Annotated in this window: 18 protein-coding genes and 2 pseudogenes; 7 read left to right on the plus strand and 13 right to left on the minus strand. The window is 73.9% G+C overall.

What is annotated here, in order from left to right:
* Positions 1-653: 653 nt before the first annotated feature.
* From ACZ58X_RS31930 to ACZ58X_RS31965, 8 genes and pseudogenes are all read right to left on the minus strand, one after another.
* Entirely contained in the window at positions 654-896 is a 243-nt protein-coding gene (locus ACZ58X_RS31930; protein ID WP_470337056.1) for a peptidoglycan-binding domain-containing protein, read from the minus strand.
* Positions 897-1,236: 340 nt separating this feature from the next.
* Positions 1,237-1,542, minus strand: a complete 306-nt coding sequence (locus ACZ58X_RS31935; protein ID WP_470337057.1) for a hypothetical protein — start codon at positions 1,540-1,542, stop codon at positions 1,237-1,239.
* A gap of 127 nt (positions 1,543-1,669) precedes the next feature.
* Entirely contained in the window at positions 1,670-2,260 is a 591-nt protein-coding gene (locus ACZ58X_RS31940) for an SRPBCC family protein (protein WP_470337058.1), read from the minus strand.
* 96 nt (positions 2,261-2,356) lie between these two features.
* Positions 2,357-3,703, minus strand: a complete 1,347-nt coding sequence (locus tag ACZ58X_RS31945) for a carotenoid oxygenase family protein (RefSeq protein ID WP_470337059.1) — start codon at positions 3,701-3,703, stop codon at positions 2,357-2,359.
* A 64-nt stretch (positions 3,704-3,767) separates the two neighbouring features.
* The gene (locus ACZ58X_RS31950) at positions 3,768-4,208 is read right to left on the minus strand and encodes an SRPBCC family protein (RefSeq protein ID WP_360235006.1); all 441 of its coding nucleotides are present in this window, start codon (positions 4,206-4,208) and stop codon (positions 3,768-3,770) included.
* 313 nt (positions 4,209-4,521) lie between these two features.
* Positions 4,522-5,727, minus strand: a pseudogene (locus ACZ58X_RS31955) (MFS transporter); the annotation flags it as partial.
* A 47-nt stretch (positions 5,728-5,774) separates the two neighbouring features.
* Positions 5,775-6,230 carry an SRPBCC family protein gene (locus ACZ58X_RS31960; protein ID WP_470337060.1) on the minus strand — a complete coding sequence of 152 codons (456 nt, stop codon included), beginning with the start codon at positions 6,228-6,230 and terminating at the stop codon, positions 5,775-5,777.
* Positions 6,231-6,530: 300 nt separating this feature from the next.
* A complete protein-coding gene (locus tag ACZ58X_RS31965; protein ID WP_470337061.1) occupies positions 6,531-9,236 on the minus strand; it encodes an ATP-binding protein in 2,706 nt (901 codons plus the stop codon).
* 40 nt (positions 9,237-9,276) lie between these two features.
* On the opposite strand from ACZ58X_RS31965, the pseudogene ACZ58X_RS31970 reads away from it, so the two are divergent.
* Positions 9,277-9,430: pseudogene (locus ACZ58X_RS31970) on the plus strand (sigma factor); the annotation flags it as partial.
* A gap of 73 nt (positions 9,431-9,503) precedes the next feature.
* Here ACZ58X_RS31970 and ACZ58X_RS31975 read toward each other — a convergent pair.
* On the minus strand, positions 9,504-9,878 hold the full coding sequence (locus tag ACZ58X_RS31975) for a hypothetical protein (protein WP_470337062.1): 375 nt from the start codon (positions 9,876-9,878) through the stop codon (positions 9,504-9,506).
* A 225-nt stretch (positions 9,879-10,103) separates the two neighbouring features.
* Between ACZ58X_RS31975 and ACZ58X_RS31980 the strand changes: the two genes are divergently transcribed.
* Positions 10,104-11,387 carry a hypothetical protein gene (locus ACZ58X_RS31980; protein ID WP_470337063.1) on the plus strand — a complete coding sequence of 428 codons (1,284 nt, stop codon included), beginning with the start codon at positions 10,104-10,106 and terminating at the stop codon, positions 11,385-11,387.
* 303 nt (positions 11,388-11,690) lie between these two features.
* On the opposite strand, the gene ACZ58X_RS31985 is transcribed toward ACZ58X_RS31980, so the two are convergent.
* The 4 genes from ACZ58X_RS31985 to ACZ58X_RS32000 form a co-directional block, all read right to left on the minus strand.
* Positions 11,691-12,425, minus strand: a complete 735-nt coding sequence (locus tag ACZ58X_RS31985) for a L,D-transpeptidase family protein (RefSeq protein ID WP_470337064.1) — start codon at positions 12,423-12,425, stop codon at positions 11,691-11,693.
* Positions 12,426-12,733: 308 nt separating this feature from the next.
* A complete protein-coding gene (locus ACZ58X_RS31990) occupies positions 12,734-14,158 on the minus strand; it encodes a glycosyltransferase (protein ID WP_470337065.1) in 1,425 nt (474 codons plus the stop codon).
* Complete coding sequence (locus tag ACZ58X_RS31995; RefSeq protein ID WP_470337066.1) at positions 14,155-14,316, minus strand: hypothetical protein; 162 nt, start codon at positions 14,314-14,316, stop codon at positions 14,155-14,157. Before ACZ58X_RS31995 ends, ACZ58X_RS31990 begins: the two co-directional genes overlap by 4 nt.
* Before the next feature lie 683 nt (positions 14,317-14,999).
* Positions 15,000-15,470: a DUF308 domain-containing protein gene (locus ACZ58X_RS32000; protein WP_470337067.1), complete on the minus strand. Its 471-nt coding sequence runs from the start codon at positions 15,468-15,470 to the stop codon at positions 15,000-15,002.
* 508 nt (positions 15,471-15,978) lie between these two features.
* Here ACZ58X_RS32000 and ACZ58X_RS32005 point away from each other — a divergent pair.
* The 5 genes from ACZ58X_RS32005 to ACZ58X_RS32025 all read left to right on the plus strand — a co-directional run.
* Positions 15,979-16,896: a phenylalanine 4-monooxygenase gene (locus tag ACZ58X_RS32005; RefSeq protein ID WP_470337068.1), complete on the plus strand. Its 918-nt coding sequence runs from the start codon at positions 15,979-15,981 to the stop codon at positions 16,894-16,896.
* 408 nt (positions 16,897-17,304) lie between these two features.
* Positions 17,305-19,269, plus strand: a complete 1,965-nt coding sequence (locus ACZ58X_RS32010; protein ID WP_470337069.1) for an APC family permease — start codon at positions 17,305-17,307, stop codon at positions 19,267-19,269.
* A gap of 247 nt (positions 19,270-19,516) precedes the next feature.
* On the plus strand, positions 19,517-21,769 hold the full coding sequence (locus ACZ58X_RS32015; protein ID WP_470337070.1) for a protein kinase domain-containing protein: 2,253 nt from the start codon (positions 19,517-19,519) through the stop codon (positions 21,767-21,769).
* Complete coding sequence (locus ACZ58X_RS32020) at positions 21,766-23,895, plus strand: protein kinase domain-containing protein (RefSeq protein WP_470337071.1); 2,130 nt, start codon at positions 21,766-21,768, stop codon at positions 23,893-23,895. The genes ACZ58X_RS32015 and ACZ58X_RS32020 overlap by 4 nt, the downstream gene beginning before the upstream one ends.
* Before the next feature lie 25 nt (positions 23,896-23,920).
* Positions 23,921-24,173 (plus strand): hypothetical protein (locus ACZ58X_RS32025; RefSeq protein ID WP_470337072.1); only part of this gene is annotated, 253 nt, incomplete at its 3' end.

Consider the following 24,173-nt stretch of genomic DNA (forward strand, 5'->3'; position numbering starts at 1 on the left):
AGGGCGGCCAGCGGTCCGGAACGATCCGGTCACCGGGACGGTACGGGCGGCCGGGCCCACGTAGACGGGCTCGTGCCAGGTCGTCCGGACGACCATCCCGCGCGGGTGAGATGCCCGCTGGACCTTCTCTGCACCAAGCACTCGCAGTGCGATGCGACGACTGAGCACCCGCTACGCAACTGGGCCTCATCAACGCTCGTTGAGAGCCTCCCTCGCCTCGTCGTCCATGCCGGCCGGCATCGCAACGGGTACCGGCACCGCGCGGGTGGATCCGTAGTCCGGGTTCACCACCAGACCGGATCGGCGACGACGACCTGGCGGTCGTCCCGGCCGTGGTCGGCGCCGTGGTGTGTCCACGTCGTCCCGACGCACGACGGCGGGCGCGCTGGGTCGCCGTGCTGACGCCGCCGTGTTCGTCCGGCAGTTGCAGGAGTGCCTCGCGGGGCCGGGCGGCGCGGCCCCGCCCGGTGCAGCGGGCGTTGACCGTACGGGAGTGCAGGGCGCCGTACCCGTCGCCGAGTCCGTCCCGGGCCGCGTCCTCGACCGTCAGGCGCAGCTCGGCAGTCGCGGCCGGTCCGGCGCGGCCGCCCCGACCCGGACGGCTACTGGGTGGTAGTCGTCCGGGGCTTACCCGCACTTTCCGGTTCCGGCGGTCAGCTGACCGTCGGGACGAACGGCTGGCACTTGCCGTTGGGTCCGGCGTACGCGTCGTTCCAGTCGTAGTTGAGCAGCTTGCTGCCCGTCTGCGGGCCGACGATGCCGTCCTGCTGCAGGTTGCCGTACACGTTCGCCTGGAAATCACGCACGGCGCCGTCCGTCTTCGGGCCCCACTGACTGCCCTCGTCAATGGTCGGGCTGCCGCCCGCGCGCAGGTAGTCGTTGACGAGGTACTGCACGCACCACACCCCGGTGCCCGAGGTGGTGTGGCCGTAGCCGAGCCAGGGCGCTCGCTGCGTGAGCTGCGGGCGAGCCGGCTTCGCAGGGGATGAACGGATGGCGCGGCGGCGCGGTGTGACCGCAGAGTCGCGGCGTCGCCGGGCTTGATCATCGTGCGGTCCGGCCGGCTCCGCCCGCGACGGATTGGCGTCTCAACACGCTCCTCCCCCGTCTCAACGTCCTGTCCCACCGCGCTCATCTGTGGACACTCCGAGGGCCTTCCTCCACCTTGAGACGCCCGCAAGCCAGTTGAGCCCGCCTGCCGGCCGATTCGCCCAGGTGCGCGCAGCCGCCACTGCCTCACCACGCCGGGCCGGCACCGGACGGCTGACGGTGCCCGTTCTGCCAGGGCCCCGTGGTGGTGAAGTAGAGCCGGCGGGCGGCCGGGACGCGGTCGTCGTCGTGGACCGCCGCCCACGCCTTGCCCTGGGAGCCGGCGGTACGGTGCGCCTCGTCGATCACCACCAGGTCCCAGGCCGGGAGCCGGTGCAGCTGGTGGGCCCGGACGATCCGCTCCAGGATCGCGTAGGTGGCGTACACGGTGACCGGCTCGCCCGCCCTCGCCGCAGCGATCAGGCCGACGGTCCGGGCCGCCTGGGTGGTCACCTGGGCGTGGACGCGGCCGCCGGCCTCCGCGCCGGAGCGGCCTCGACCATCGGACGCACCGGCGCAGGGCACCGCCTCGGCCCGGACCGGGCGGCTGCCGGTTCCGGGCCGGGGAAGGTGGGGTGGGTTACCGGGTGGCCCGTGCCTCGGCCTCGGCCTCGTGCTTGAGGTTGGTGACCCAGTTGTGGAGGGAGGTGTCGAGGGCGGCCTGGAGCACGGCTTGGTTGGCGGTGACCGGCTCGCCCGTCCACGACTCCTCGGTGTGGACGAGGACGCCGTCGCGGGTGGGGGTGAAGGTCCAGACGTGGACGGCGGTGATGCCCTGGGCCGGGCCGCCCCAGACGAGGCGCTTGCAGGGGATGACCTGCTTGACGGTGGAGGTGATGTCGAGGCCTTCGGTGCTCCAGCGGAACACCGAGCCGGGGCGCAGGCGGCCGGGCGTGTCCTTGGTGATGCTGTCGACGTTCGGCTGCCAGGTGGGCCAGTTCTCGACGTCGGTCTGGATCTTCCAGATGGTGTGCAGCGGGGCGTGGATGAGGATGTCGGTACGGGTGATGACCGGGGCCTGCTGATCTATCTGTACGTTCGCGGGGTGCTTGGCGGTCGCCTCGGCCGCCGCGGTGGGGCGGTCGGTGGTGAGGGCGGAGGCGGCGGTGGAGGTGGTGAGCAGGAGTGCCACGGTGATGGCCGCGGTCGTGGCTGCGGTGAGTGTGCGCAAGGCTGTGCTCTTTCGTGGGGAGGGGGGCTACTGGGGGTCCCGGGGCGGTGGTCGTCCCCGGGTGTTCGTCACCGGGTGTTCGTCACCGGGTGTTCGTCACCGGGTGCCGTCGGGGATCCAGGAGCCGTGGATGCCGGCGGTCACCCGGCGCGGGAGGTGGACGGTGGCGATCCGGTCGAGGCCGGCGGCGTCCAGGACGAGCAGCCGGGAGGCGTCCTGCTTGAGGTCGGAGACCACGGTCAGCAGGTAGCCGTCGTCCTCCCGGGTGCCGTCGGCCGCGGGGACGAACACCGCTTCGCTGGGCAGCCGGGCGTCGCCGGCCTGGTGGATGCGCCGCTCGCCGGTGGCACGGTCGTACTTGACGACGCCGTACCCGCCGAAGCCGTCCTGGTCGGGGAAGGAGACCGCGTACTGGTAGCGGTTCTCCAGGCCGAGGTAGTCCTCGTTGAGGGTGGGGAACTCGATGGCGAGGTCGTCGATCACGCGCTCGTCCACCCGGCCCGCGGCCAGGTCGATGGTCCAGCGCCGGTTGTAGGAGCGGGCGTTGGGCTCGCTGCCGCGGCCGGGGGCGCCGACCCACCAGTTCCAGGACAGCTGGAAGCCCTCGCGGTCGACGGTCGGGCCCTCCAGCACGATGCGCCCGTCGGCGTCCTCGTAGGCGTTGGCGACGTGCAGCATGTTCCCGGGCTCGATCGGGAACCAGCGGACCGCGGCGGCGCCCTGCGGCCCGCGCGGCATGACACCGATCCGGGCGGGCTGTGCGTCCTGCCAGGAGTACGGGATACCCGAGTGCTCGGCGGGGTCGAAGGTGACGGTGCCCTCGACGAAGACCACGTGGTTGCGGGTGACGGCGAAGTCGTGCTTCAGCGAGGCGGTGGCGCCGGGGATCTCGGCGCTGTGGGTGATGTGCCCGTCGGAGTCGGCGACGTAGTAGAGGAGGAACGGCGGGAAGGGCGAGGAGCCGAAGAAGTGCAGTTCGCCGGTGACCGGGTCACTCTTGGGGTGGGCGGTCATCGCGCTGCGCAGCTTGCCGGCGAAGTCGAACGGGCCGACCGTCTCCAGGTCCCTGGTGAGCTCGAACGGGAAGTTGGCCTCGCACAGGGCGAGCAGCCGGCCGCCGTGCTCGATCACGTGGGTGCCGGCGGTGGAGGCGGTCAGGTCCGGGCCGTTCTCGGTGATGTACGGGGCGCCGTCCAGCGCGGGGGTGCGCACCCAGCGGTTGCGGTACCACTCGGCGCGGCCCTCGCGCAGCCGGATGCCGTGCACCATGCCGCTGCCCTTGAACCAGTGGGTGGGGGTGACACCGGGCTTCGGGTTGTGGCTGTTGCGGACCAGGCGACCGGTCAGCTCGGGCGGCAGGGAGCCCTCGACGGTCAGTTCGGTGGCGGTCAGTTCGTCGGCGGCGGGGGTGTGGTGGCCGGTCAGGAAGGGCTTGTCGGTCATGGTCGGTTCCTCAGGGTGTCGGTGCGGTGGTACCGGCGGCACAGGGCGTGGTGGTGGCAGCTCGTCAGGAGCGGTGCTCGGAACGGTTCTTCAGGCAGGTGAGCCAGTCCTCCAGGGACGTGCGCAGGGCGGCGCCGAGCTGGTCGGCGGCGGCCTCCACGGGGGCGCCGCTCCAGGACTCCTCGGTGCGGACGAGCACCCGGTCGCCGGCGCGCTCGAAGGTCCACACGTGGACGCCGTCGATGCCGTGCGCGGGCCCGCCCCACACGATCCGGGCGCCGGGCACCAGCTCATGGACGGTGGAGGTGATGTCCAGCCCGTGGGTGCGCCAGGTGAACGAGCTGCCCTCGGCGAGCGGACCGTCCAGGCGGGCCTGGTCGATGTCGGTGTTCCACACCGGCCAGTCGCCGATGCCGGTGTGCAGGGCCCACACCCGCTCCAGCGGGGCGTCGATCTCGGTGGACAGGCGGACGATGACGGGTGCGGTCTCGTCGATGGTGGTCACGGCGGGGTTCCTCTCGGTCGGTGTGTGGCGGATTTCGGGGGGGGTGTCGGGGGTTGCCGGGGAATGGGGTGGTCAGTGCGGGCCGGGGAGCGGGGTTCGGGGCGTCGGTGGGGCCGGTGCGGTCGGTGGGGCCGGTGGGGGTGCGCCGGGTCAGCCGGGCCGCGAGCAGGGCGGTGGCGGCCAGGACGGCGGCGGAGGCGGCGAAGGCGCTGCGGTAGCCGGAGGTCAGCGCCTCCGGGCCGGGCCGGTGGCCGGTGGCGTGGGCGGTGACGGTTCCCGCGACGGTCGCGAGGACGGCGAGCCCGACGGCGCCGCCCACCTGGCGGGTGGTGTTGACCAGTCCGCCCGCCAGTCCCGCGTCCGCGCCGGTGACGCCTTCGACGGACAGGGCGGTCAGCTGCACGAAGGCGATGCTCAGACCGACGCCGACGAGGAGGGTGGGGCCGAGGACGTCGGTCGGGAAGCCGCCGTCGGCGCTGATCCGGGACAGCCACAGCATCCCGGCCGCCTCGGCCAGCAGGGCCCCGACCAGCGCGGCCCGGGTGCCGACCCGGCGGGCGAGGGCGGGGGCGAGGGCTGCGCCGGCCATGTTGGCACCGGCGAGCGGGAGTTGGCCAAGGCCCGTGGTCAGCGGGTCTTCGCCGAGGACCTGTTGCTGGTAGAGCGGGAGGAAGTAGAACAGGGCGATCCAGGTCGAGCCGAACAGGCCCATCAGCAGGTTCCCGGCCGCCACCTTCCCGCCCGCGAACAGACGCGGCGGAACCAGCGGGGCCGCGACGCAGCGCTCGATCCGGAGGAAGACCAGCGCGAGTGCGGTGGCGGCGCCGAACGCGGCGAGGACCCGGGTGTCGGTCCAGCCGTCGCGGCGGGCCGTGGTCAGGCCCCACACCAGGGCGGTCACGGACATGGCGCTGGCCGCGGTACCGGCGAGGTCGAAGCCGGCTCTGTCGGCGGGAGGGGTGGACGGGACGAACGTGACCGTCGCCGCCAGGACCGCGAACGTTCCGATCGTCACGGCATGGAAGATCCACGGCCATCCGCACGCCTGGGTGAGCAGCCCTCCGAGTACCACTCCCGCCGCGCCTCCCGCACCGGACACCGCGCCCCAGACCGCGAGCGCCCTGCTGCGGCCGGGGCCCGGCGGATGGAGGTCCATGGCCAGGGCGAGTGCGGCGGGGGCGATCGCCGCCGCGCCGACGCCCTGCGCGGCGCGGGCGGCGATGAGGACACCGGGCGAGGCGGCCAGTGCGGCTACGGCCGAGGCGGCCCCGAACGCGCCCAGGCCGACGAGCAGCACCCGGCGCCGGCCCAGGAGGTCGGCGGCGCGCCCGCCGGCCAGCAGCAGCGCGCCGAAGGCCAGGCCGTAGGCGTTGACCACCCACGTGGTGGTGGCGTCGGAGAGCCCCACGCCGTCACGGATCTGCGGCAGCGCGACGTTGACGATCGAGGTGGCGAGCATGACGGTGAACTGGCCGGCGGCCAGTACCGCGAGGACGGCGCCGGGAGGCGGTTTGCGCATGGGGGCTCCTGACGGGCCGGTGGGGGAGCTGGGGTGGGCGGCGGCGTTCAGCGCGGGGCGCGTTCGGCGGCGGACCTCAGATGGAGGAGCCACTGGAGCAGGGACTGGTCGAGCGCCTGCCCGATGCCTGCGGGATCGGCTCGCACGGGCGTGCCGTCCCAGGACTCCTCCGTGGCGACGAGGGTCGCTCCCGCCGAGGGCGTGAGCCTCCACTGATGGATCGCGGTGATGCCCTGGGACTGACCGCCCCACAGGATCAGGCGGGGCGCCTCGACCGCGTACACGGTGGAGGTGATGTCCAGTCCGGCGGTCCGCCAGTGGAACACGGCGCCCGGCGTCAACGGGGTCAGCGCCCGGGCCTCGGTGATGTCCGGCTGCCACGACGGCCAGTCGGGCACGGAGGTCAGCAGATCCCAGACGGCGGGGGCCGGGGCGCTGATCGGCAGTTCACGACGGGCGACGACCGCAGCGGCCCGGTCGATGCCCGAGGGCGTGTTCTTCATGGGCTCGAGTCTCGTCCGGCCGGCCCCACGCCCTCATCGGCGAAAGTCGCCTAGGCGACTGCCTAAGTCGTCCGGAAACCGATACCGGGACGCGCAGCGGCATCGCCCCGTACGACCCGACGGGCCGATGGGCAGACGGGCAGACGGGCAGACGGGCAGACGGGCTGACGGGCCGATGGGCTGACGGCACAGCGACGGAACCTCGCGCGGCCGACGTCGTCCGCGCTCCCCCGGGGTGGCGTCGAGGTACGGTCCACGTCCCGGACAGCAGGCAGTCACCTGGTCACCGGGACGAGCTTCCTAGGTCGTCTGGCCGACGACGGCAGCGAGCTGGCGGCGGGAGGTGATGTCGAGCTTCTTGAAGACGCTCCGGAGGTGGGCGTCGATGGTCCGGGGGCTGAGGAACAAACGGTCGGCGACCTCCCGGGAGGTCGCGCCGGTCGCCACCAGTCTGGCGATGTTCAACTCTTGACCGGTCAACACCTCCATCGCCCCGAGCGTGGCGGACCTGGCCTGTTCGCCGGCGGCGACCAGCTCGACCCGGGCCCGTTCGGCGAACCCCTCCGCACCTGTCGCGGTGAACAGCCCGTGGGCCGCGCGCAGCGCGTGGCGCGCCTCCAGGCGACGGCCGTCCCGGCGCAGCCACGCCCCTTGGTGCAGCAGGGCCCGGCCGTGCCACAGGCGCAGGCCGGCGGCCTCCAGCCGTGCCACGGCCTCGGCGTGGAGCGGCTCGGGGTCGTCGGACAGCAGGGCGGCGAGGTGCGCGCGCACGCCGAGTGCCCAGTCGGTGTTCGCGGCACGGGCGTGGTCCGACAGCCGGGCGAACGCCTCGCGGGCCGCAGCGTCCTCACCGCAGCGCAGTGCCGCTTCGACCAGTTCGGGCAGGGCGAGGCTGGCGGTCCCGAGGTCGCCGTCGGTCAGGGCCAGCCGGGCCGAGGCCAGCGCCGTGCGGTGGTCGGCGGTCCCGTTGGCGTGGAGGGCCGCCGCCGCGTGGGCGGTCGCCGTCAGCATGCCCTTGCGTCGCGCGTGGGATTCGGACAGGACCCGGGCGATCAGGGGTTCCGCCTCGGCGGCGCCGCCGCGCAGCGCGGCGGCGAACAGTCGGCCGTACCAGTGCCGCGGGACTCCGGTCACGTCGGCTATCGCGTCGGCTTCGCTGTTCAGAGCGGAGGCCGTGAGCAGGTCGCCGCGCTGGACGGCTGCCATGGCCTGCATCCAGAGCCCGACCGGGAGGATCATCAGCGTTCCGTCGGTCCGGGCGGTGTCGACGGCACGGGTGGCGAGCTCGTCCTCCAGGGCGACGTCCCACAGTTCGATGGCCAGCAGAGCGGCGAGCGACAGGCGGCGCGTCCACAGCGGATCGGTGACGTCCGACAGCAGGCGCAGCAGCCTCGGGACCGCTGCGAGGTCGTCGTCGAGGTAGGCGACGAGCGCGTCCAGCAGTTCGTCGGCCGTGGTGCGCTCCCCCGTCGCGGCAGGGGCGCGTCGGGCTGCTTCCAGGGCGTCGCGCGCGGCGGCGGAGGCGCGGCCGACGACGAGCCCCGCCTGCAGGGCGTCGAGCAGGTGGAGCCGGGCCCGGGCGGGATCGAGAGCGGCGGCCCTGATGAGGTGGCCGGCCGCGTCGGCCGCGCCGTCGCGGAAGAACGCCGCCCGGCCGCGCAGGAGTTCGGCCTCCACCCGGCCCGTGCCGTCGATCGGGCCGCTTTCGGCCGCCTCGACCAGCGTGATCGCGTTCTCGAAGGAGCCGGCCTCCAGCGCGGCCCGAGCCGCGTCGAGGCTTCGTCCGGCCCGCAGGCGCGGATCGGCCGTGAGGGCCGCGGCCTGTTCGAGGAAGGCTGCCTCGGCGGCGGCACCGCCCCTGCCCCGTGCGCGCTGCGCGCAGCGCAGCAGCTCGGCCGCGACGTCCTCGTCGGGGCGGGGCGCGGCCTGGGCCCGGTGCCAGGACCGCCGGTCAGGCGCGGTCAGCGGGTCGGTGGCATCGGCGAGTGCCGCGTGGACGCGGCGGCGCTCGGCCGGTGACGCGGACGTGTACACCGCGGAGCGCACCAGCGGGTGCCGGAATCGGGACTGGCCGCCCAGCTCGATCAGGTCCGTGGCTTCGGCCTCCGGTCCGGCTTCCGGCGCCACGTCCAGCACGTCGGCGGCCCGCCACAGCAGGCCGGGATCCCCGGTCGGCTCCGCGGCCGCGACGAGGAGCAGCGTGCGCGCGCCCTCGGAGAGCCGGGAGATGCGTTCCTGGTAGCTGCGCTCGATGCGGTTGGCGGGCGAGACCGGAGCGGGCAGCCCGTACCCTCCGGCCAGACCTGCGGGGCCGAGGCGGCGCGGCAGTTCCAACAGGGCGAGCGGGTTTCCGCGTGCCTCCGCGAGGATCCGTTCGCGCACCCGCTCGTCCAGCGGGCCTGGGAGGCGGGAGGACAGCAGGGCCCGGGCCGCCTGGTCGGGCAGCCTGGACAGCGTCAGCGCCGTCAGCCCCTCGAGTTCCGCGACGGCGTGCGGGTCGCGCACTCCGAACACGATCGCCACCGGCTCGTCCGCGATCCGCCGGGCCACGAACGCCAGCACCTGCGCCGACGCCCGGTCCAACCATTGCGCGTCGTCCACGACGCACACCACCGGCGCCTCGGCCGCAGCATCGGACAGCAGGCCCAGCAGGCCGAGGCCGACGGTGAAGCGGCTCGGTGTGCCACCGTCCCGCAGCCCCATGGCCACGGCCAGGTCCTGCCGGTGCGCGGAGGGCAGCCGCTCGATCCGGTCGTGCAACGAGCGGGTGAGCTGGTGCACCGCCGCGTAGGCGAACTCCGCTTCGAACTCAGCCCCGTTCACCCACAGCAGCCGTACGCCCGCCACCCCTTCGGTGACATGACGCAGCAACGTGGTCTTGCCGATGCCGGCTTCACCGCGAACGACCGCCGCCCCGCCCCGCCCCGCTCGCGCGGCGGCGAACAGTTCGACGAGAGCGACGCGGTCGGTGGGCGGGAAATACTCTGAGCCGGTCACAGGAGCCACGTCGGAATCATGTCATGCCCTCTGAGCTCGGCAGATACGCCGAGGCGTGTACGACCCCGCCTTCCGTGTGACCACCGACCGGTCGACGGCCGAGGACGTCACGGCCACCACCCTTCTTGGAGGCGTGGCGCCTTCGCGACAGGATCGATGCCGACGGAGGCTCGCTCCGGCCATGGCCGCCCGGTATCGCCACCACCAACCCCACAGGTCCAACCACAGGTCCAGACAACTCGGCAGGACAGGCCAAGACACCCCATCGCCACGAGGTCACACACTGCGCCCCTTCACGGGATGGAGTTTCGCGTGAAGCACCCGGGTGGGGACCAGCGCGGCCATCAGCTCCAGCTCCAGTTTGGTCGGCGCGGGCAGCAACAACGGGCCCAAATCCTTGACGGTGCGGGCCTGTTCGCACTTCGGGCACCCCAGCCGGTCGGGGCCGGCCTTCTCCCGCAGCTCCAGCTTCGAGCCCTTCTTCCCGCCGATCGAGCCCCGGTACGTCCGGCACGGACGCAGCACCGCGTTCGCCGCCCGCGCGACCGCCAGGCACTTGAGTGCGGCGGTGGCCTCCTCCCTCCGGCGCTCCGGGTGCTTCTTGCGGCAGGGGGTGGGCAGCGGCCACCGGGGCGACGGGCCCGGTGGCACCTCGGGGCGGACTGCCTGTTCGGCTACCAGCCGGAGTCTGGGCCGCCGACCGAACTGTCATCAACGGTCGGCTCGCCCGGGCGCGGACGCAGGCGCACCGCCTGCCGAGCCAACGGCCCCAGCTCCGGGAAGACCGCGGCGATATCCACCCGGCGCGGCGGTGTGACACGAATTGGCCAAGGCCTGCTCGTAGGCCCGACGGCACCGGCTGGGAGGATCTTCGGTATGACCTCCCCGCTCCATGTCCTGCGCGTCCTCGGTGAGCGCCCGTTCGCCGAGGCCGGTGAGCCTGTCCTGGCGGTGTCTGACGAGGGGCGTGGTCTGCTCGCCGTGGCAGGTGAGCCCGGGTTCGCCCAGAGGGCGACGGTGGCGGTGTACGGCGTAGGGGACCTCGGCTGCCGGGCCGTGCTCCGGACCCGGTTCCCGGTGCACGCCCTTGCCTTCCACCCGACGGAACCCCTGCTCGCCGTCGGGACCGGGGAGTACGACGGCGGCTACTTCTTCGAGGGCGAGTTGCTCCTGCTCGACTGGGAAACGGGCTCCTCCACCACCCTCATCGAGCACGGCTTCGGCCGTCAGGTCCTCGGACTGACCTGGCTGGACGGGCAGGCCCTGCGCGTGCTGATGGCACCGCCCGACGATTGGAAGAACGACCGGAGGGCTCACATCGAGGGCCACGTCGCCGTCGTGCGGCGGTCCGACTGGCGTGCTGCCGCGCCCCGTTCGCTCGCCGCCGCCGACCTGGCCGGCCCCCGGGGACCCGCACCGCGCCCCGACGGACGGGACGAAGCTCATCGGGCGCTCTCCGCGCTGGGCCCGGGCTGGGAGCCCCGGCGCCACGTCCTCGCCGTCGAGGAACTGCCGGACGGTACCGTCCTGGCCACCCTCGACCAGGAGGAGGACACCCCGGAGCGGCCCGTACGCACCGCCCTCGCTGACGGCCTGCTGATCCAGCACCGGACCACCGCGTACGTCGACCGGCAAGAACGCCTGCGGATCCGGCGCGGCAGCCGGGACTACGTTCGCCAGGTCGCACGAGCCCGCCGGGGACCCCAGCAGGACTGGCTCGCGGCGTGCTCCCCCAAGGGGCCGGGCGCCCAACCCCTGTTCCCGTTCTCCTGGGAGCCCGGGCAGACGCACGTCCCCGGCCCGGGTGCGGAGACCGGGGACGGTGACCTGGTTTACGCCGGCACCGTCTACGACGGCCGAGGCCTGCAGCCCGGCGGCTCCTTCGTCGTCCGCCGCTCGGCCGCCGACGGCGTGCCCCGCTGGATCTTCCGGACCGACCACGTCGCCACCGACCTCGACACCGGAGCGGACACCGCCTACCTGGCCTACCGCGACGGCGAGCTCCTGGCCTTGGACCTCCATGACGGCACCCTCCGCTGGCGCCACCGGCTGACCATCGCCGGCGCCCCAGCCGTCCCGACCGCGCTCACCGCACCCGAACCCGGCCGCCTGCTCGTCGGCACCTCCGACGGTCGAATCCTGGACTGCGCCACCACCTGACCCCACACCCAGCCCCGTGAACCCGAACGTCCTCCCCCCAGACCGTCGAGAACGACACCCCCCGATATCGGCGGCCAAACGTCGGTGAGACTCGTCCAACCTCGATGAGACGGGTCAACCGCCTTCGCCCGGATCCGCTCCGGACGGTCCTTGTCCTCCAGCAGCTCCGAGGCCTCCAGCAGGGTGCTCGAGGACTCCCGCGCCAGGCTCGGCCACCACACCCCCGACGATCGGCCGGACGGACGTCACCGCACATCGAACCGCCACGACCAACGACCCGGCGAACCTTCCCGGTCGGAGCAACTAGCCGATCGCGATGACGGGATGGTCTGCGGGGTCGATCCAGTGCAGCGTCCGGGTCAGGAAGGCGGCGGGGACGGCGACGCAGCCGGCGGTGGCGCCGGCTCGGGGGCCGAGGTCATGGAGGAAGATCCCGGCGCCGCGGCCCTTGACGACGGGGGAGGTGTTGAAGTCGATCACCAGGGCGTTGTCGTACTGGACGGGGTAGTTGATGAGGTGTTCGCTGCCGAGGGGACCTTCCTCGGTGAGGTGGAAGCCGCCCTGGGTGTCGGTGCGCATGCGGTTGTAGTGGGCGGAGGAGGGGTCCTGGACCCACCAGTCGTGGGTGGTGACCTGGTGGTAGGGCAGTTTCGTGCCCGGGTCCGGGGAGATGCCGAAGGCCTGGGTGAGGGTGTACGTGCCGGTCGGTGTGGTGCCGGTTCCCTGGACACGGGTGGGGCCGTCGTGGACGCCGCCGGACCCGATGCGCGCGTCGGTGGTGGAGTCGAGGGGCCGCCAGCGGCCGTCCTGTCGGCTCCAGAGGGTCACGGTGGCGCGGGTGCCGTCGGCCTTGACCGTGATCACCTGGTCGGCCGGGCCGGCTGTCACCGGTACGGGGAACGGGCCGTCGTCGGCCGATGCCTTCTGGGTGGGGCTCGCGCCGGTTGCCGTGACGGCGACGCCGAGTGCGAGGGCGACGCTCACACAGCGGTGTGCCGCGCCGCGGCGGTGGGAGGACGGTGTCCGGGAGACGGCCATGGACGGTGCTTTCTGGTACGGACGACATGGGCGGGGTGACGGACCCGCGGCAGCAGGGCGACGGGGGTGAGGCTGTCACGGATGTGGGCGGCACTGCGCAGGGACGCGAGTGGTGGCGGTCAGACGGGTGGTGAGGATGTGGGGGTTGGCCGACCCGGTGCGGGCGCGGTGGTCCAGGCAGCTCTGCAGAGTGGCTCGGCCCGGGCGCGCAGCCCGGCCGGGCCTCGGGGCAGAGGAACAGCGGGCAGCAGCCGGGAAGGGCTGCTCTGTCGCTGTGACCGGCGGGCGCGGCGAACGCGATCGCGGCTTCATCCGGTGGCCGGTGCCTCCCGGCCCGCGCCGGCGAGGGTGACCTCGATTGCGTCGCGGGTTCCCCACCGGTTGACGCGGGTGCAGGTCGCCATGGCGTACAGGTACATGGGCCGCAGCACGAGGGTGCGCCACAGTGCCGCGACGGGTGCGCACGCGAACAGGAGGAACAGCTGGCGGCGGCTCATGTCGCTGCGGCTGACGGTGAACAGCCGCAGTGCCATCAGGTAGCTCATCGCGGTTGCGACCACGGCGCCGTAGAAGGCGATCTCCCCGAGGTTGGCACGGAAGGCGGGGACGGCAAGAAGGGTCGCGGGGATGACGAGGCCGAGCGTGAGGTGGACGTACTCGCCGACCGTGGTCCAGAAGACGACACCGCCGGCGGGCAGGTAGCGAAGCCACCACAGGTGGCGCACGGTCGTGCCGCGCATCCACCGCATCTGCTGGTTGACGTAGTGGCCGAGGCGTTCGGGAGCGAGGGTGAAGACCAGGGCGGAGGGCTGGTGGACGGTGTCCCCGGCGAGCATCGCGTAGAAGGTCAGCATCGAGTCGTCGTTCATCTGCATGGGACGGCCGCGGAAGTGCTCGTTCTCGTAGGCTCCCGCCGCGCTGCGAATGATGCCGGCGCGGTAGAACGCGAGGGTGCCGGAGTTGATGGTGACGCGTCTGAGGACGGACTGGGCGCTGCGCAGGCCCCGGGTGAAGGGCAGGTAGAGCAGGCAGGTCAGCCGCGTGAGCGGGTTGGCGTCGTGGTTGAGGACGAGGACCTGGCCGGCGACGGACTGGGTGCCCGGATCGGCGAAGGGCTTGAGTCCTTCGCGGACGGCGTGGCGGTCGAGGACGGAGTCGCTGTCGAGGGTGACGAAGACATCGGCGTCGTCGTCGGTGAGGACATGCATCTGGGCGTGCCGTTTGCCCCGGTTGGGGGTGCGGTCCCAGGTCGTCTCGATCCCGGCGGCGCTCGCGAGACGGGTGAACTCCGTGCGCACCTCGCCATAGCTCATCGGTGTGCCGTCGGGGTGCGTGGAGCCGTCGTCGACGACGCGCACGCGCTGGACGGGACGGGACTGCGCCAGGACGGAATGCAGACAGGCACGCAGGGCCTCGGTGTCCTCGTTGTACACCGGGATCTGGACGGTGACGCGCAGCGCGTCGACGGCCGGCCGGCGCTGCGGGGCGATCGTGCGGGGACGTTCGCACCACGACAGCGGTACCCACCACAGCAGCAGGAACGAGGCGAGCCAGGGCAGCGCCGCCACGGCACCGGCGCGGTGGCCGCCGAGCTGGGCGAGGAGGGCTACGGTGTGTGCGGCCGCCCAGGCGGTGAACGCCGAGACCGGAAGGATCGCCAGAAGGAACAGGGTCCGCGGCGGCGCATGGGATGCACCGGGCAGCGGCGGTGCCGACCGGTCCGCAGGGGTCACTTCTCGACCGGACCGCGGCCGCGGCGGAAGGTCAGGCGTACCGCGAGCACACCGGTCAGCACGAGCACCGCGCTGACCACGACCGGCCACATCTGGCCCGTGGCCAGGCTGGTGGCGGCAAGAGCGGCACCCGGGGCACCGATCGACGCGTAGGACATGAGGATCTCCGGGAGTGTCGGGCCCGTTGCGGGCCGGCGGAACCAGGACCACCCGTTGCCCGGCGGAACCGGGCCCGGCGCGTGTGAGCGTCCCGGGGTGGCGTGACCACGGCGGCGCTGCGCGCGGGCCCGCCGGCGGCCGAAGCCCCGGCTGGCGCCGCCTCGTCAGCCAAGGCTAGGCACGACCGGCCCTTGAGTGCCCCCGCTGCCCGGCGAACGAGGTACTCCCCTCATGCGAACGGCACCACCCCGCCGGCCCTCCCCGGGCCCTCACACCGGGTGCGGTCCTGCACCCGGCCGAGCCGGCGGGACCCATCAGTGCCACCCACCGGCCCGCACGGGCCACTGCCCACGAACCGGGTCGTGCGGGGCCGTGTGCTCCTGCCGCGTCGCCCCGCTTCACGGCCCCGGCCGTCGCCTCGTGGACGGCCCGGGCGGGGGCCGTCCCGCCGTGCGTGCGGGACGACGCGGTAGAACTGCGGGGCTTGTCCGCAGGGGGTGGCGGTGCCAGGGGTGCCCCCTGGCAGCCCGACGGCGCGGCACCGCGGCTCAGGTCGGCACGGCGGGGCGCCGACCCTCTACCTGGAGCCGCTCCACATCGAGGCGAACGGCGAACGGCGCGGACGGCCTGGTGGTCGTCGTCGGTGACCGCGGGAACGAGGGGCCGGGCCGCATGGGCCCGGCTACGTCGCCGGCCCGGCCGTGGCCGTCGCGGCACGCCAGGTGGCGATGGTGACGGCCGCCTTGGTCTCGAAGTCCGGGTCGCGCCAGGCGCCCGGCATGCCGATCACCGCAGGAAGCTTGAAGTCGCCGTGCTCCCGGTGGGTGACCCGCACGACGTCCCCGGAATCGGGGCGGTTGCGGTTCTTCCCGACTTCGACGTTGGTGATGTCCGCCCAGGCGAACCGCTTGCGGGAGCCCAGCGCCCCGGTCCACCAGATCTCGCGCTCGTCGAAGCTCACGCTGCTGAAGGCGCCCCTCACCTGGAGGAGTCCACCGGTGATCAGGAGAACGCCGAAGGCCATGACGACGACGGTCCGGCCCTCTGACGGGACGGACGAACCGCGGTGGAGAAGGTAGGCCCCACCGGCCAGGAAGAGCGTCGAGAAGATCCACTGACGGCGTATCTGTGCCGGGTGGAGACGGTAGGTCACGTGTTTCACCAGCGGATCTTGGCAGGTCGGGCACATCTGAGGAAGCGTCACCCTCTCGCCCCTGCCGTGGCCGAGGGTGACGAGCTACTCGCGCAGCAGCGAGCGGAGCTGTTGGGCGAGTTGCTGCCGGTTCCGGATCGCGTCCTGGTGGGCGCGGGCGAGGACGCCGATGGCCTTCGGCCGGGTCGCTTTCCGCGGGTAGCGACCGGTGCGATGTGCATGCCGGTGGGTGGGGTCGGCGCCCCGGCCCCGCGGCCTCCTCGGCGGCGACCAGGGCGTCCGGGAGTGCGGTCCGCCGTCCGTACGGGCCTTGGCTCTCAGGGTTCCCGGCTCCGCGGGGACGGATCGTCCGGAGCGGACACCGGCACGGCAAGCGGTTCCCGCTCCGTCGGGCCGGCAGCACCAGCGGGCCCAAGTCCTGCGCGGCGCGGGCCCGTACGCGTTCGAGCACTCCGGCCGAAGGAGCGTGCGGCTGGATGCGCGACACTCCACCTGCCAGGATCGCGGCATGGTCGACTGGGAGAACCTGACGCCCTTGAACGCGGACGGGTCGCGGCTGGGCGACGCGAGCCGGCACCCCGGGTTCGCGGACCCCGCCTACGTGCGCCGCCGGAACAGGATCACGGCGGCGGCTGCCGGGCACCGGGTGGGAGACCCGTACGGGCCCGTCACCTACACCCCGGCCGAGCACTCCACCTGGCGTACGGTCCACACCGCGGTGCGGGCCGGGCAGGACGAGTGGGCCTGCCGGGAGGTCCTCGCCGCGCGGGCGGGCGCCCCGGTACCCGCCGACGCCGTGCCACAGCACGCCGAGGTCTCCGACGCCCTGCAGGCCCTCACCGGGTTCCGCTTCACCCTGGCGGGCGGCATCGTGCCGAACAAGCGCTTCCTGGGAGCGATGGCCGAGGGGTTCTTCCACGCCGTGCAGTACGTGCGCCACCCCGCGATGCCCCTCTACACGCCCGAACCCGACGTCCTGCACGACGTGTTCGGCCACGGCATCCACCTCGCCGACCCGTTCTTCGCCGACCTCTACCGCACGGTCGGCGCCGCGGCCGCACGCGTCGAGTCCGACGACGCCCTCGACCTGATCAGCCGCGTGTACTGGTTCACCCTCGAATACGGCGTCCTCATCGAAGCCGGCAGCCCGAAAGCCTACGGGGCGGCACTGCTGTCCTCCTCCGGCGAACTCGCCCGCTTCGCTCGCGCCGACCTGCGCCCGTGGAACCTCACCGAGGCCGTACGCCTCCCCTACCAGGTCGCCGGCTACCAACCCGTCCTGTTCACCGTCGACTCCCCCGCCCATCTCGCCGACGTCCTCCACGGCCTCCTCGACGACTTCGACGGGACCACCCGCGACCGCCACCGCCTGCCCGCACTGCCCGACCGCGGCTTCATGGCCCGCCCACGCAACCGCGACCGGTGAACCCGGAACAGGACCGACGCCTCTGTTCGAGATCTCGATCTCGGGAATGTGCGACTGGTCCGGTCGGGGTCGGGACCCGCGGGATCCGCTCGATCGTGCGGGTGGGGCGCCGGTCGGCGTGCCGGATCTCGGAGACGGTCAGGTGGCGGACGCCCTGGTGGTCCTCGTCGCCCGGCTCGTGGGGGCCGGCGGTCGATCCTGGCTCAGAAGGGGGGCGGGCGGCCGTTTTCGTCCGCATCCGGGCGCCGGCCGCGACGCGGGCCGGGCGGCCGGCGGAGACGATCGCCCTCCCCGGCGCGCTTGTTCCGCGTCCGCCGGGGCAGTCGTCCAGCGGGCGTCCGCCGGGACGCGCGGACATGCCAACCGAAAGGGTGGTACCTGGTGGCGGCTACGACGGGAAGGGCGCCGGTGCAGGACGGGGCGGCGCCGGACCGGGTGCCCGAGCGCTTCGGCTACCGCGTGAAGCGGCTGCTGCTGGGACCGCCGCTGGTGACGGCGCAGCTGCGGGACGAGAAGCTGTCGGGTCCGGTGGCTCTGGGCGTCCTCTCGCCGGACTGCATCAGTTCCAGCGCGTACGGCACCGAGCAGATGCTGGCCCAGCTGATCCCGGTGGTGGGTGTGGCGGGTTTCGCCCTGGTGATGCCGGTGACCGGGGTCATCCTGGCGCTGCTGGTCCTGCTCACGCTGTCCTACCGCGACGTGGTGATGACGTACACCCGTGCGGGCGGTTCGTACGTCGTGGCGAGGGAGAACCTCGGTCCGCGGGTCGCGCAGGTCGCGGCGGTGGCGCTGCTGATCGACTACGTCGTGACGGTGGCGGTGCAGACCGCGGCCGGGACGGACGCGGTCGCCTCCATGCTGCAGCTGCTGTTCCACACCGATCTCGGGGCGGACAAGCTGTGGGTGACCCTGGGTGTGGTGTGCCTGCTGTGCTACGGCAACCTGCGGGGCATCCGGGAGGCCGGCCGGGCGTTCTCGGTGCCGACGTACCTGTTCGTCCTCGCCGCGGGCCTGACCGTGGTCGTCGGCCTGGTCCGCCTGGCCGCGGGCACCCTGCCACGCCTGACCGATGCGGACCTGCACGCCGCCGGGGCGGTGCCCGTCGGTGTCCCGGGCGACGGTCTACTGATGGGAGCCTCGCTGTTCGTCCTGATGCGGGCCTTCGCCAACGGCGGCTCCTCGCTCACCGGCCTGGAGGCCATCTCCAACGGTGTCAGCGCCTTCCGGAAGCCGCAGGGTGCCAAGGCCCGCCGCACCCTGGTGGTCATGAGCGCCACCCTCGGCGCGCTGGTCCTCGGCATCTCCACGCTCGCCTGGCAGACCCACGCGATCCCCTACACCTCCGGCAGCCCCACGGTGCTGGCCCAGGAGGCGCACCTGGTGTTCGGTCAGAGCGGCTTCGGCCAGGCCATGTTCACCCTGGTCCAAGTGGCCACCGCGCTGATCCTCTACACCGGGGCGAACACCTCGTTCAACGGCTTCCCGTTCCTGGCCAGCTTCGTGGCCGAAGACGCGTTCCTGCCCCGCCGGCTCACCTTGCGAGGCCACCGCCTCGCCTTCTCCAACGGCATCCTGGTGCTCACCGCCGTGTCACTGGGCCTGCTGATCGTCACCCGCGGCAACGTCACCCGTCTCGTCTCCCTGTACGCCATCGGCGTCTTCACCGGCTTCGTCATGGCCACCGCCGGCCTGGCGAGGTACCACTGGGGACGCCGGGAGAAGCACCGCACGCTCAAGACCGCTGTCAACGCCGCCGCCGCGGCCGCCTCCGCCGCCGTGGTCGTCATCTTCGCCGTCACCAAGTTCACCGAAGGCGCCTGGGCCGTGGTCGTCGTCTTCCCGATCGGCGTGTGGGCCCTCATCCGCACCAACGAGCGCTACCGCGCGGAAGGCGCCGCCATGGATGCCGCGCCCGCCGCAGCGACCACCGCCACCCGATCGCGCAATGTCGTCCTGGTCCTCGTCGACCGACTCGACCTCGCCGTCGTCACCACCCTGCGCTACGCCCACACCCTGCGGCCCGCCCACCTGCGGGCCGTCCACGTCGCCCTCGACACCACCCACGCCGAGCACCTTCGGCGCACCTGGGCGGCCAATCGCGCCGCCGACGTACCGCTCGACCTCGTCGACTGCCCGGACCGGCGGCTGCACCGCGCCATCGCCGACCTCGCCTCGCGGGTGAGCGCCGACGGCCGCACCGGGGTCACCCTGCTGATCCCACGCCGCGCCTACGGCCCGATCGTGGGACGCCTCCTGCACGCCCGAAGCGGCGACGCGATCGCACACGCCGTCAGCCGGCTTCCGCACGTCGCCGCCACCATCGTGCCCTTCGACGTCTCCGCAGCCGTCAGAGAACACCAGCGCCATGGATAAGGTCGGCCCCATCGGAACGGCCGGGCGTTCCCTCGTATCTGACGGCCCGTCCCGGTGTGAGCCGGGGGGGTGACGGGCTGGAACAGGAATCCGACGCCCTCCTGGAGGAACGGGCCGGGACGGAGTTCCAGGCCCGTTCCTCCAGGAGGGACGGGCCGAACGCCTTCGATGTACGGAAGGGGTCCGCCGGATGAGTCGTCCGTGCCACTCTGTCTGGTGACGGCGGCGAGGGCACGGGGGAGGCTTGGTGGCTGCCAAGGGTGACATCGAGGGCACGGGGGCGCGGCCGGCCGTGTTCGTGGGCCCCCATCAATTGCTGCGGCCGTTGGGCGAGGGCGGGATGGGGGTGGTGTACCTGGCCCGCTCGCCCGGGCTGAGACTGCTCGCGGTGAAGGTCATCCGGCCCGAGTACGCCGAGGACCCGCAGTTCCAACGCCGGTTCCAGCAGGAGGTGGAGGCCGCCAGGCGGGTGACGGGGTTCCACACGCCGCCGGTGGTGGACGCGCAGCCGCGCGGTCCCCGGCCGTGGATGGCCACGGCGTACCTGCCGGCGCCGTCGCTGGGCGAGGTGGTGCGGCGGTTCGGTCCGCTCGGCGAGGCGGGGGCACGGGCGCTGGGGGCGGCGCTGGCGGAGGCGCTGGCCGCGATCCACGCGGTGGGGGTGGTGCACCGTGACCTCAAGCCGGGCAACGTGCTGATCGCGCGGGACGGTCCGCGCGTCATCGACTTCGGGATCAGCCGGGCCTTCGACGCGGCCCACCTGACCCGGACCGGCATGGTGTGCGGCACCCCGGGATACATCGCCCCCGAGCGCATCGTCTCCGCGTCCGTCACCTTCGCCTCCTCGGACGTGTTCTCGCTCGGCTGCCTGCTGGTGTACGCGCTCACCGGCCGTAGCCCCTTCGGCAGCGGTGAGCCCGCGCAGATCAACCGGCGGGTGGTGTACGAGTGGCCGGACCTCTCCGGGGTGCCCGCCGCGCTGGGCCCGCTGGTGGCCGCGTGCCTGGACAAGGACCCGGGTCGGCGGCCCACGGCGGCGGCCGTGCTGGCCGCGCTGGCCCCGGCCGATCCGGCGGCGCTGCTGAGTCCGGGGTTGCTGGCCGACGTCGAGGCCCGGGAGCGGCAGGCCGGGATCGACCTGGCGGCGCCGCCCGCGGACCCGCCCGCGCGACCGGTGCGGGCCTGGCAGTCGCTGAGCCGGCGCGGGCTGTTCGGCCTCGGTGCCGGGCTCGGCGCGGGCGCGGCGGCGGCCGTGGGCGTGCCGCTGCTGCTCACCCGCCGGGCCCGGGCGGCTGCCGGGGCGGCGACGGTCGGTGACCCCGTGGACGCGTGGGGAGCCGACCCGGGCGGTGTCGGTGCGGGCGGAGCCGGCGCGGGCGGTACGGGCGCGGGCGCTACGGGCAGCGCCGGTGCCTCGCCCGGTGCGCCGGCCCCGCTGTGGAGCCGGCCGTTCAGCGGCGTGACGGTCGACCACCAGCTGTCCCTCATCGGCTCGACGCCCGTGTGGTGGAACGAGGGGATGGGCGCCACCGGCCTGGACCCCTCGACGGGGCGTACGGCGTGGTCCCAGCAGGAGGTCCAGTTCTTCCAGGCGCAGGGCGGGCTGCTCTACGGCACGTCCCCGGACTTCGCGAGCCTGGTGCGGCTGGACGCCTCGGCCCGGTCCCACCGGATCCCGCTCGCCGTGCCCGCCGACCAGCAGACGTACGCCGCGATGACGATGCGGGTCTTCGGCGCGGACGAGCGGACCGTGGTGACGGCCCGGCAGACCTCCGCCACCGGCGGCGGGCTCGTCGTCGGGGCCGACCTGGGCAGCGGCGAGGTGCTGTGGCAGCACGAGGTCGCCGAGAACCTGGCGGTGGCGACGGCCCGCCACTTGGATTCCCTGTACAGCGGTTCCGGCAGCTCGATGGGCCTGGTCGCCGACGGCAGGTGCTACTACCGGGACGGTGACGTCCTGCACGCGGTGGACCTGCGCACCGGCGCGTCCGGCTGGCAGGCCGCCGGTCTCGCGCCCGGTGCCGGGGTGCCCGCGCGGCTGCTGCGCACCGGCGACCTGCTGGTGGTCGTCGTGGGCCGGACGGTCGCGGCCGTGGAAGCGGCCACCGGGCGGCAGCGCTGGACGGCTCCCCCGGTCCCCCAGGCGGTCTTCGGCTGTGCGCTCGGCGGCGACCGGCTGCTGCTGTCCGGCGCCCAGGGCACGGCCTACTGCCTGGACGTCACGACCGGCCGGGGGCTGTGGCACTGCGCCCTGGCGACGGAGACCGTCCCGGCGGCGAGCGGTGACTTCCGGGCTCCGAGCGCGGGTGACGGCTTCTTCGCCGTCCCGCTGCCGGGCGGGCCGTACGGGGCGGCCGTCCTGGACGCCGCCCGCGGCGCGGTCCGCTGGGTGGCCCGGCCGCCCTCCGACGAGGGCCTGTGGACGACCGCGGCCGACGGCCGGACGCTCTACTGCGCCTCCGCCACCACCCTGCGCGCCTTCTCGGCCGGCACGGGATGAGCGCGCGGAGCATCGGCCCGTACCGCGTCCTGCGCCGACTCGGCGCGGGCGGCATGGGCGCCGTCTACCTGGCCGCCACCGGCAGCGGGCGCCCCGTCGCGGTGAAGACCGTGCAGGAGCAGTACGCGGCCGACCCGGAGTTCCGGCGCAGGTTCGCCCAGGAGGTGGCCGCGGCCAGGTCGGTCAACGGGGCCTACACCGTGGCGGTGGTGGACGCCGACACTGAGGCGGAACTCCCCTGGCTGGCAACCGAGTTCGTCGCCGGGCCGTCGCTCTACGAGGCGGTGGCGCGGCACGGCGCGCTCGCCCGGCCCGCGCTCCACGTCCTGGGGGCGGGGCTGGTGGAGGCGCTCGCGGCGGTCCACCGCGCCCGGATCATCCACCGGGACCTGAAACCCTCGAACATCCTGGTCGCCCGGGACGGCCCGAGGGTCATCGACTTCGGGATCAGCAAGCCGACCGCCGACGCGCTGCCCACCGCGAGCGGCCAGATCATCGGCACACCCGGGTTCATGTCCCCCGAACACGCGGCGGGCCGGCCCCTCACCCCCGCCAGCGACCTGTTCTCGCTGGGCGCCGTGCTGGCCTTCGCCGCGACCGGCCGCGCGCCCTTCGGCGAGGGACCGCCGGCGGTGCTGGTCTACCGGGCCTCCGAGGAGCCCCCGGATCTGGACGGGGTGCCACCGGAGCTGACGGGACTGCTGGTGCGCTGCCTGGACCGGGATCCGGCCCGGCGGCCCGCACCCGCCGAGCTCGCCGAGGCCTTCCGGTACGGCCCGGCGGTCGGCACCGACTGGATGGGCGGGGCGGAGCGGACCGTACACCGGCGTGAGCGTGAACTGGCCCGGGTGCTGAGCGATCCGAACGGCACCCGGCGCCGGCTGCTCGTCCTCGGCGGCGCCCTGCTCGCCACGGCCGCCGCGGCCGGTGCCACCCGGCTGCTGTGGCCGGGAAACGCGGGAGCGCCCCCGAAGGCCTGGACGGCGACCCTCCCCCGGACCGGGATGGCGCCGGTGGCCTGCGGCCCGGCGGCGGTGGTGTGCGCGGACCGCACGGGGGCCGTCGGCTACGCCCGTTCCGACGGACGGGTGCTGTGGAGCAGCACCTCGGAGGCGGGGGCGTCGCTGGTCGGCGACGGCGGGCGGGTGTGGTCGGTGGACCAGGACGGCTCGGTGCGGGCGCGGGACGCACGCAGCGGCGCCGAGCTCTGGCGTTCCCCCGACCCGGTCCCCGGCGCGCAGGCCCTCACCCTGCCGCTGCCGGGTCTGCTGCTGGTCACCGGAGCGGACGGGGCACTGCACGGCTACGACGCGGCCGCGGGGCGCCGGCTGTGGAGCAGCGCGGCGCTGGGCACCTCCTTCCGCGTCCAGGGCATGGACGCGGCGGGCCTGCTGGTCGTCACGGTCCTCGGCGATCCGGACCTGGCCGCCGCCGGCGCCTTCCGCTTCCTGGCGCTCGACCGCGCGAGCGGGCGCCAACGCTGGTCGCTGGACGCCCAGGAGCTGTACGCGCCGCCGAGCGGCGGCAGCCTGTACGCCCTGGACCCGGACCGCGCCCTGACCGCCGTGGACGGCGAGCGCGGGACCGCCCGGTGGAGCCGGCCCAGCGGCCTGCCGCCGGCCTCGGCGACCATGTCCGCCGGTTCCTACCTGGGTTCGCTCGCGCTCCGTGGAGCGGTGCTCACCTGTCTTCCCGTCGCCGCGGCGACGGCCACCGACGGGCAGATCCCGACGGCGGCCTTCGACACCTCGGGCGCCCGGCTCTGGAGCGGCACCCACACCGGTGCCGTCACCGGGTGCGCGGACACCGCGGCCCTGGTCGTGACCGGCGGCCCGAAGGGCGTGTCCGGCACCGACCCGCGCACCGGGGCCACCGCGTGGACCTGGCCGTCGGTGCAGGGCGCCGCCACCGTCCAGGGCGCGGCCGCGGGCTCGGTCCTCGTCACCACGCCCACCGACACGGGCGGGATCGCCCTCCAGTCGCTCGCCGGCGCCGACGGCGGCCCGCAGTGGCACCAGAGCTTCGCCCGCCAACCCGGCGGCCCGCACGTCCTCGTCCAGGACGCGGCCCTGCTGGTCGGCTACGGGCCCACCCTGACCGCCTATCACCTGTCAGCCGGCGGCTGACAGCCTTCGAAGGGTTCATCACGAGATGGCCGAGATCGAGGACACCCCGCCAGCGACCCAGCCGCTGCCCACCCTCCCGCGCACGAGCCCCCTGCCGGCCCAGGCCGTTCCCGCCACCCTCCCCGACCCGGCGGACCTGCGCCCGGGCGGGCCCGCCCGGCGGTGGACCTGGCTGCTGGGAGGCATCACGGCCGGCGCGGGCACCGCCGCGCTCGTCCTGGGCCTGGTGGCCAACCTCGTCACGCCGACCACGACCGCCTCGGCCGGCTCGGCCACCG

Source organism: Kitasatospora sp. NPDC040550 (genome assembly GCF_055594965.1).

Bases quoted from the DNA above. Each gene is read 5' to 3' on its own strand.
- ACZ58X_RS31985 (WP_470337064.1), bottom strand. From the start codon at position 12,425: ATGGCCGTCTCCCGGACACCGTCCTCCCACCGCCGCGGCGCGGCACAC.
- ACZ58X_RS32005 (WP_470337068.1), top strand. From the start codon at position 15,979: ATGGTCGACTGGGAGAACCTGACGCCCTTGAACGCGGACGGGTCGCGG.
- ACZ58X_RS31980 (WP_470337063.1), top strand. From the start codon at position 10,104: ATGACCTCCCCGCTCCATGTCCTGCGCGTCCTCGGTGAGCGCCCGTTC.
- ACZ58X_RS32020 (WP_470337071.1), top strand. From the start codon at position 21,766: ATGAGCGCGCGGAGCATCGGCCCGTACCGCGTCCTGCGCCGACTCGGC.
- ACZ58X_RS31960 (WP_470337060.1), bottom strand. From the start codon at position 6,230: ATGAAGAACACGCCCTCGGGCATCGACCGGGCCGCTGCGGTCGTCGCC.
- ACZ58X_RS31995 (WP_470337066.1), bottom strand. From the start codon at position 14,316: ATGTCCTACGCGTCGATCGGTGCCCCGGGTGCCGCTCTTGCCGCCACC.
- ACZ58X_RS31945 (WP_470337059.1), bottom strand. From the start codon at position 3,703: ATGACCGACAAGCCCTTCCTGACCGGCCACCACACCCCCGCCGCCGAC.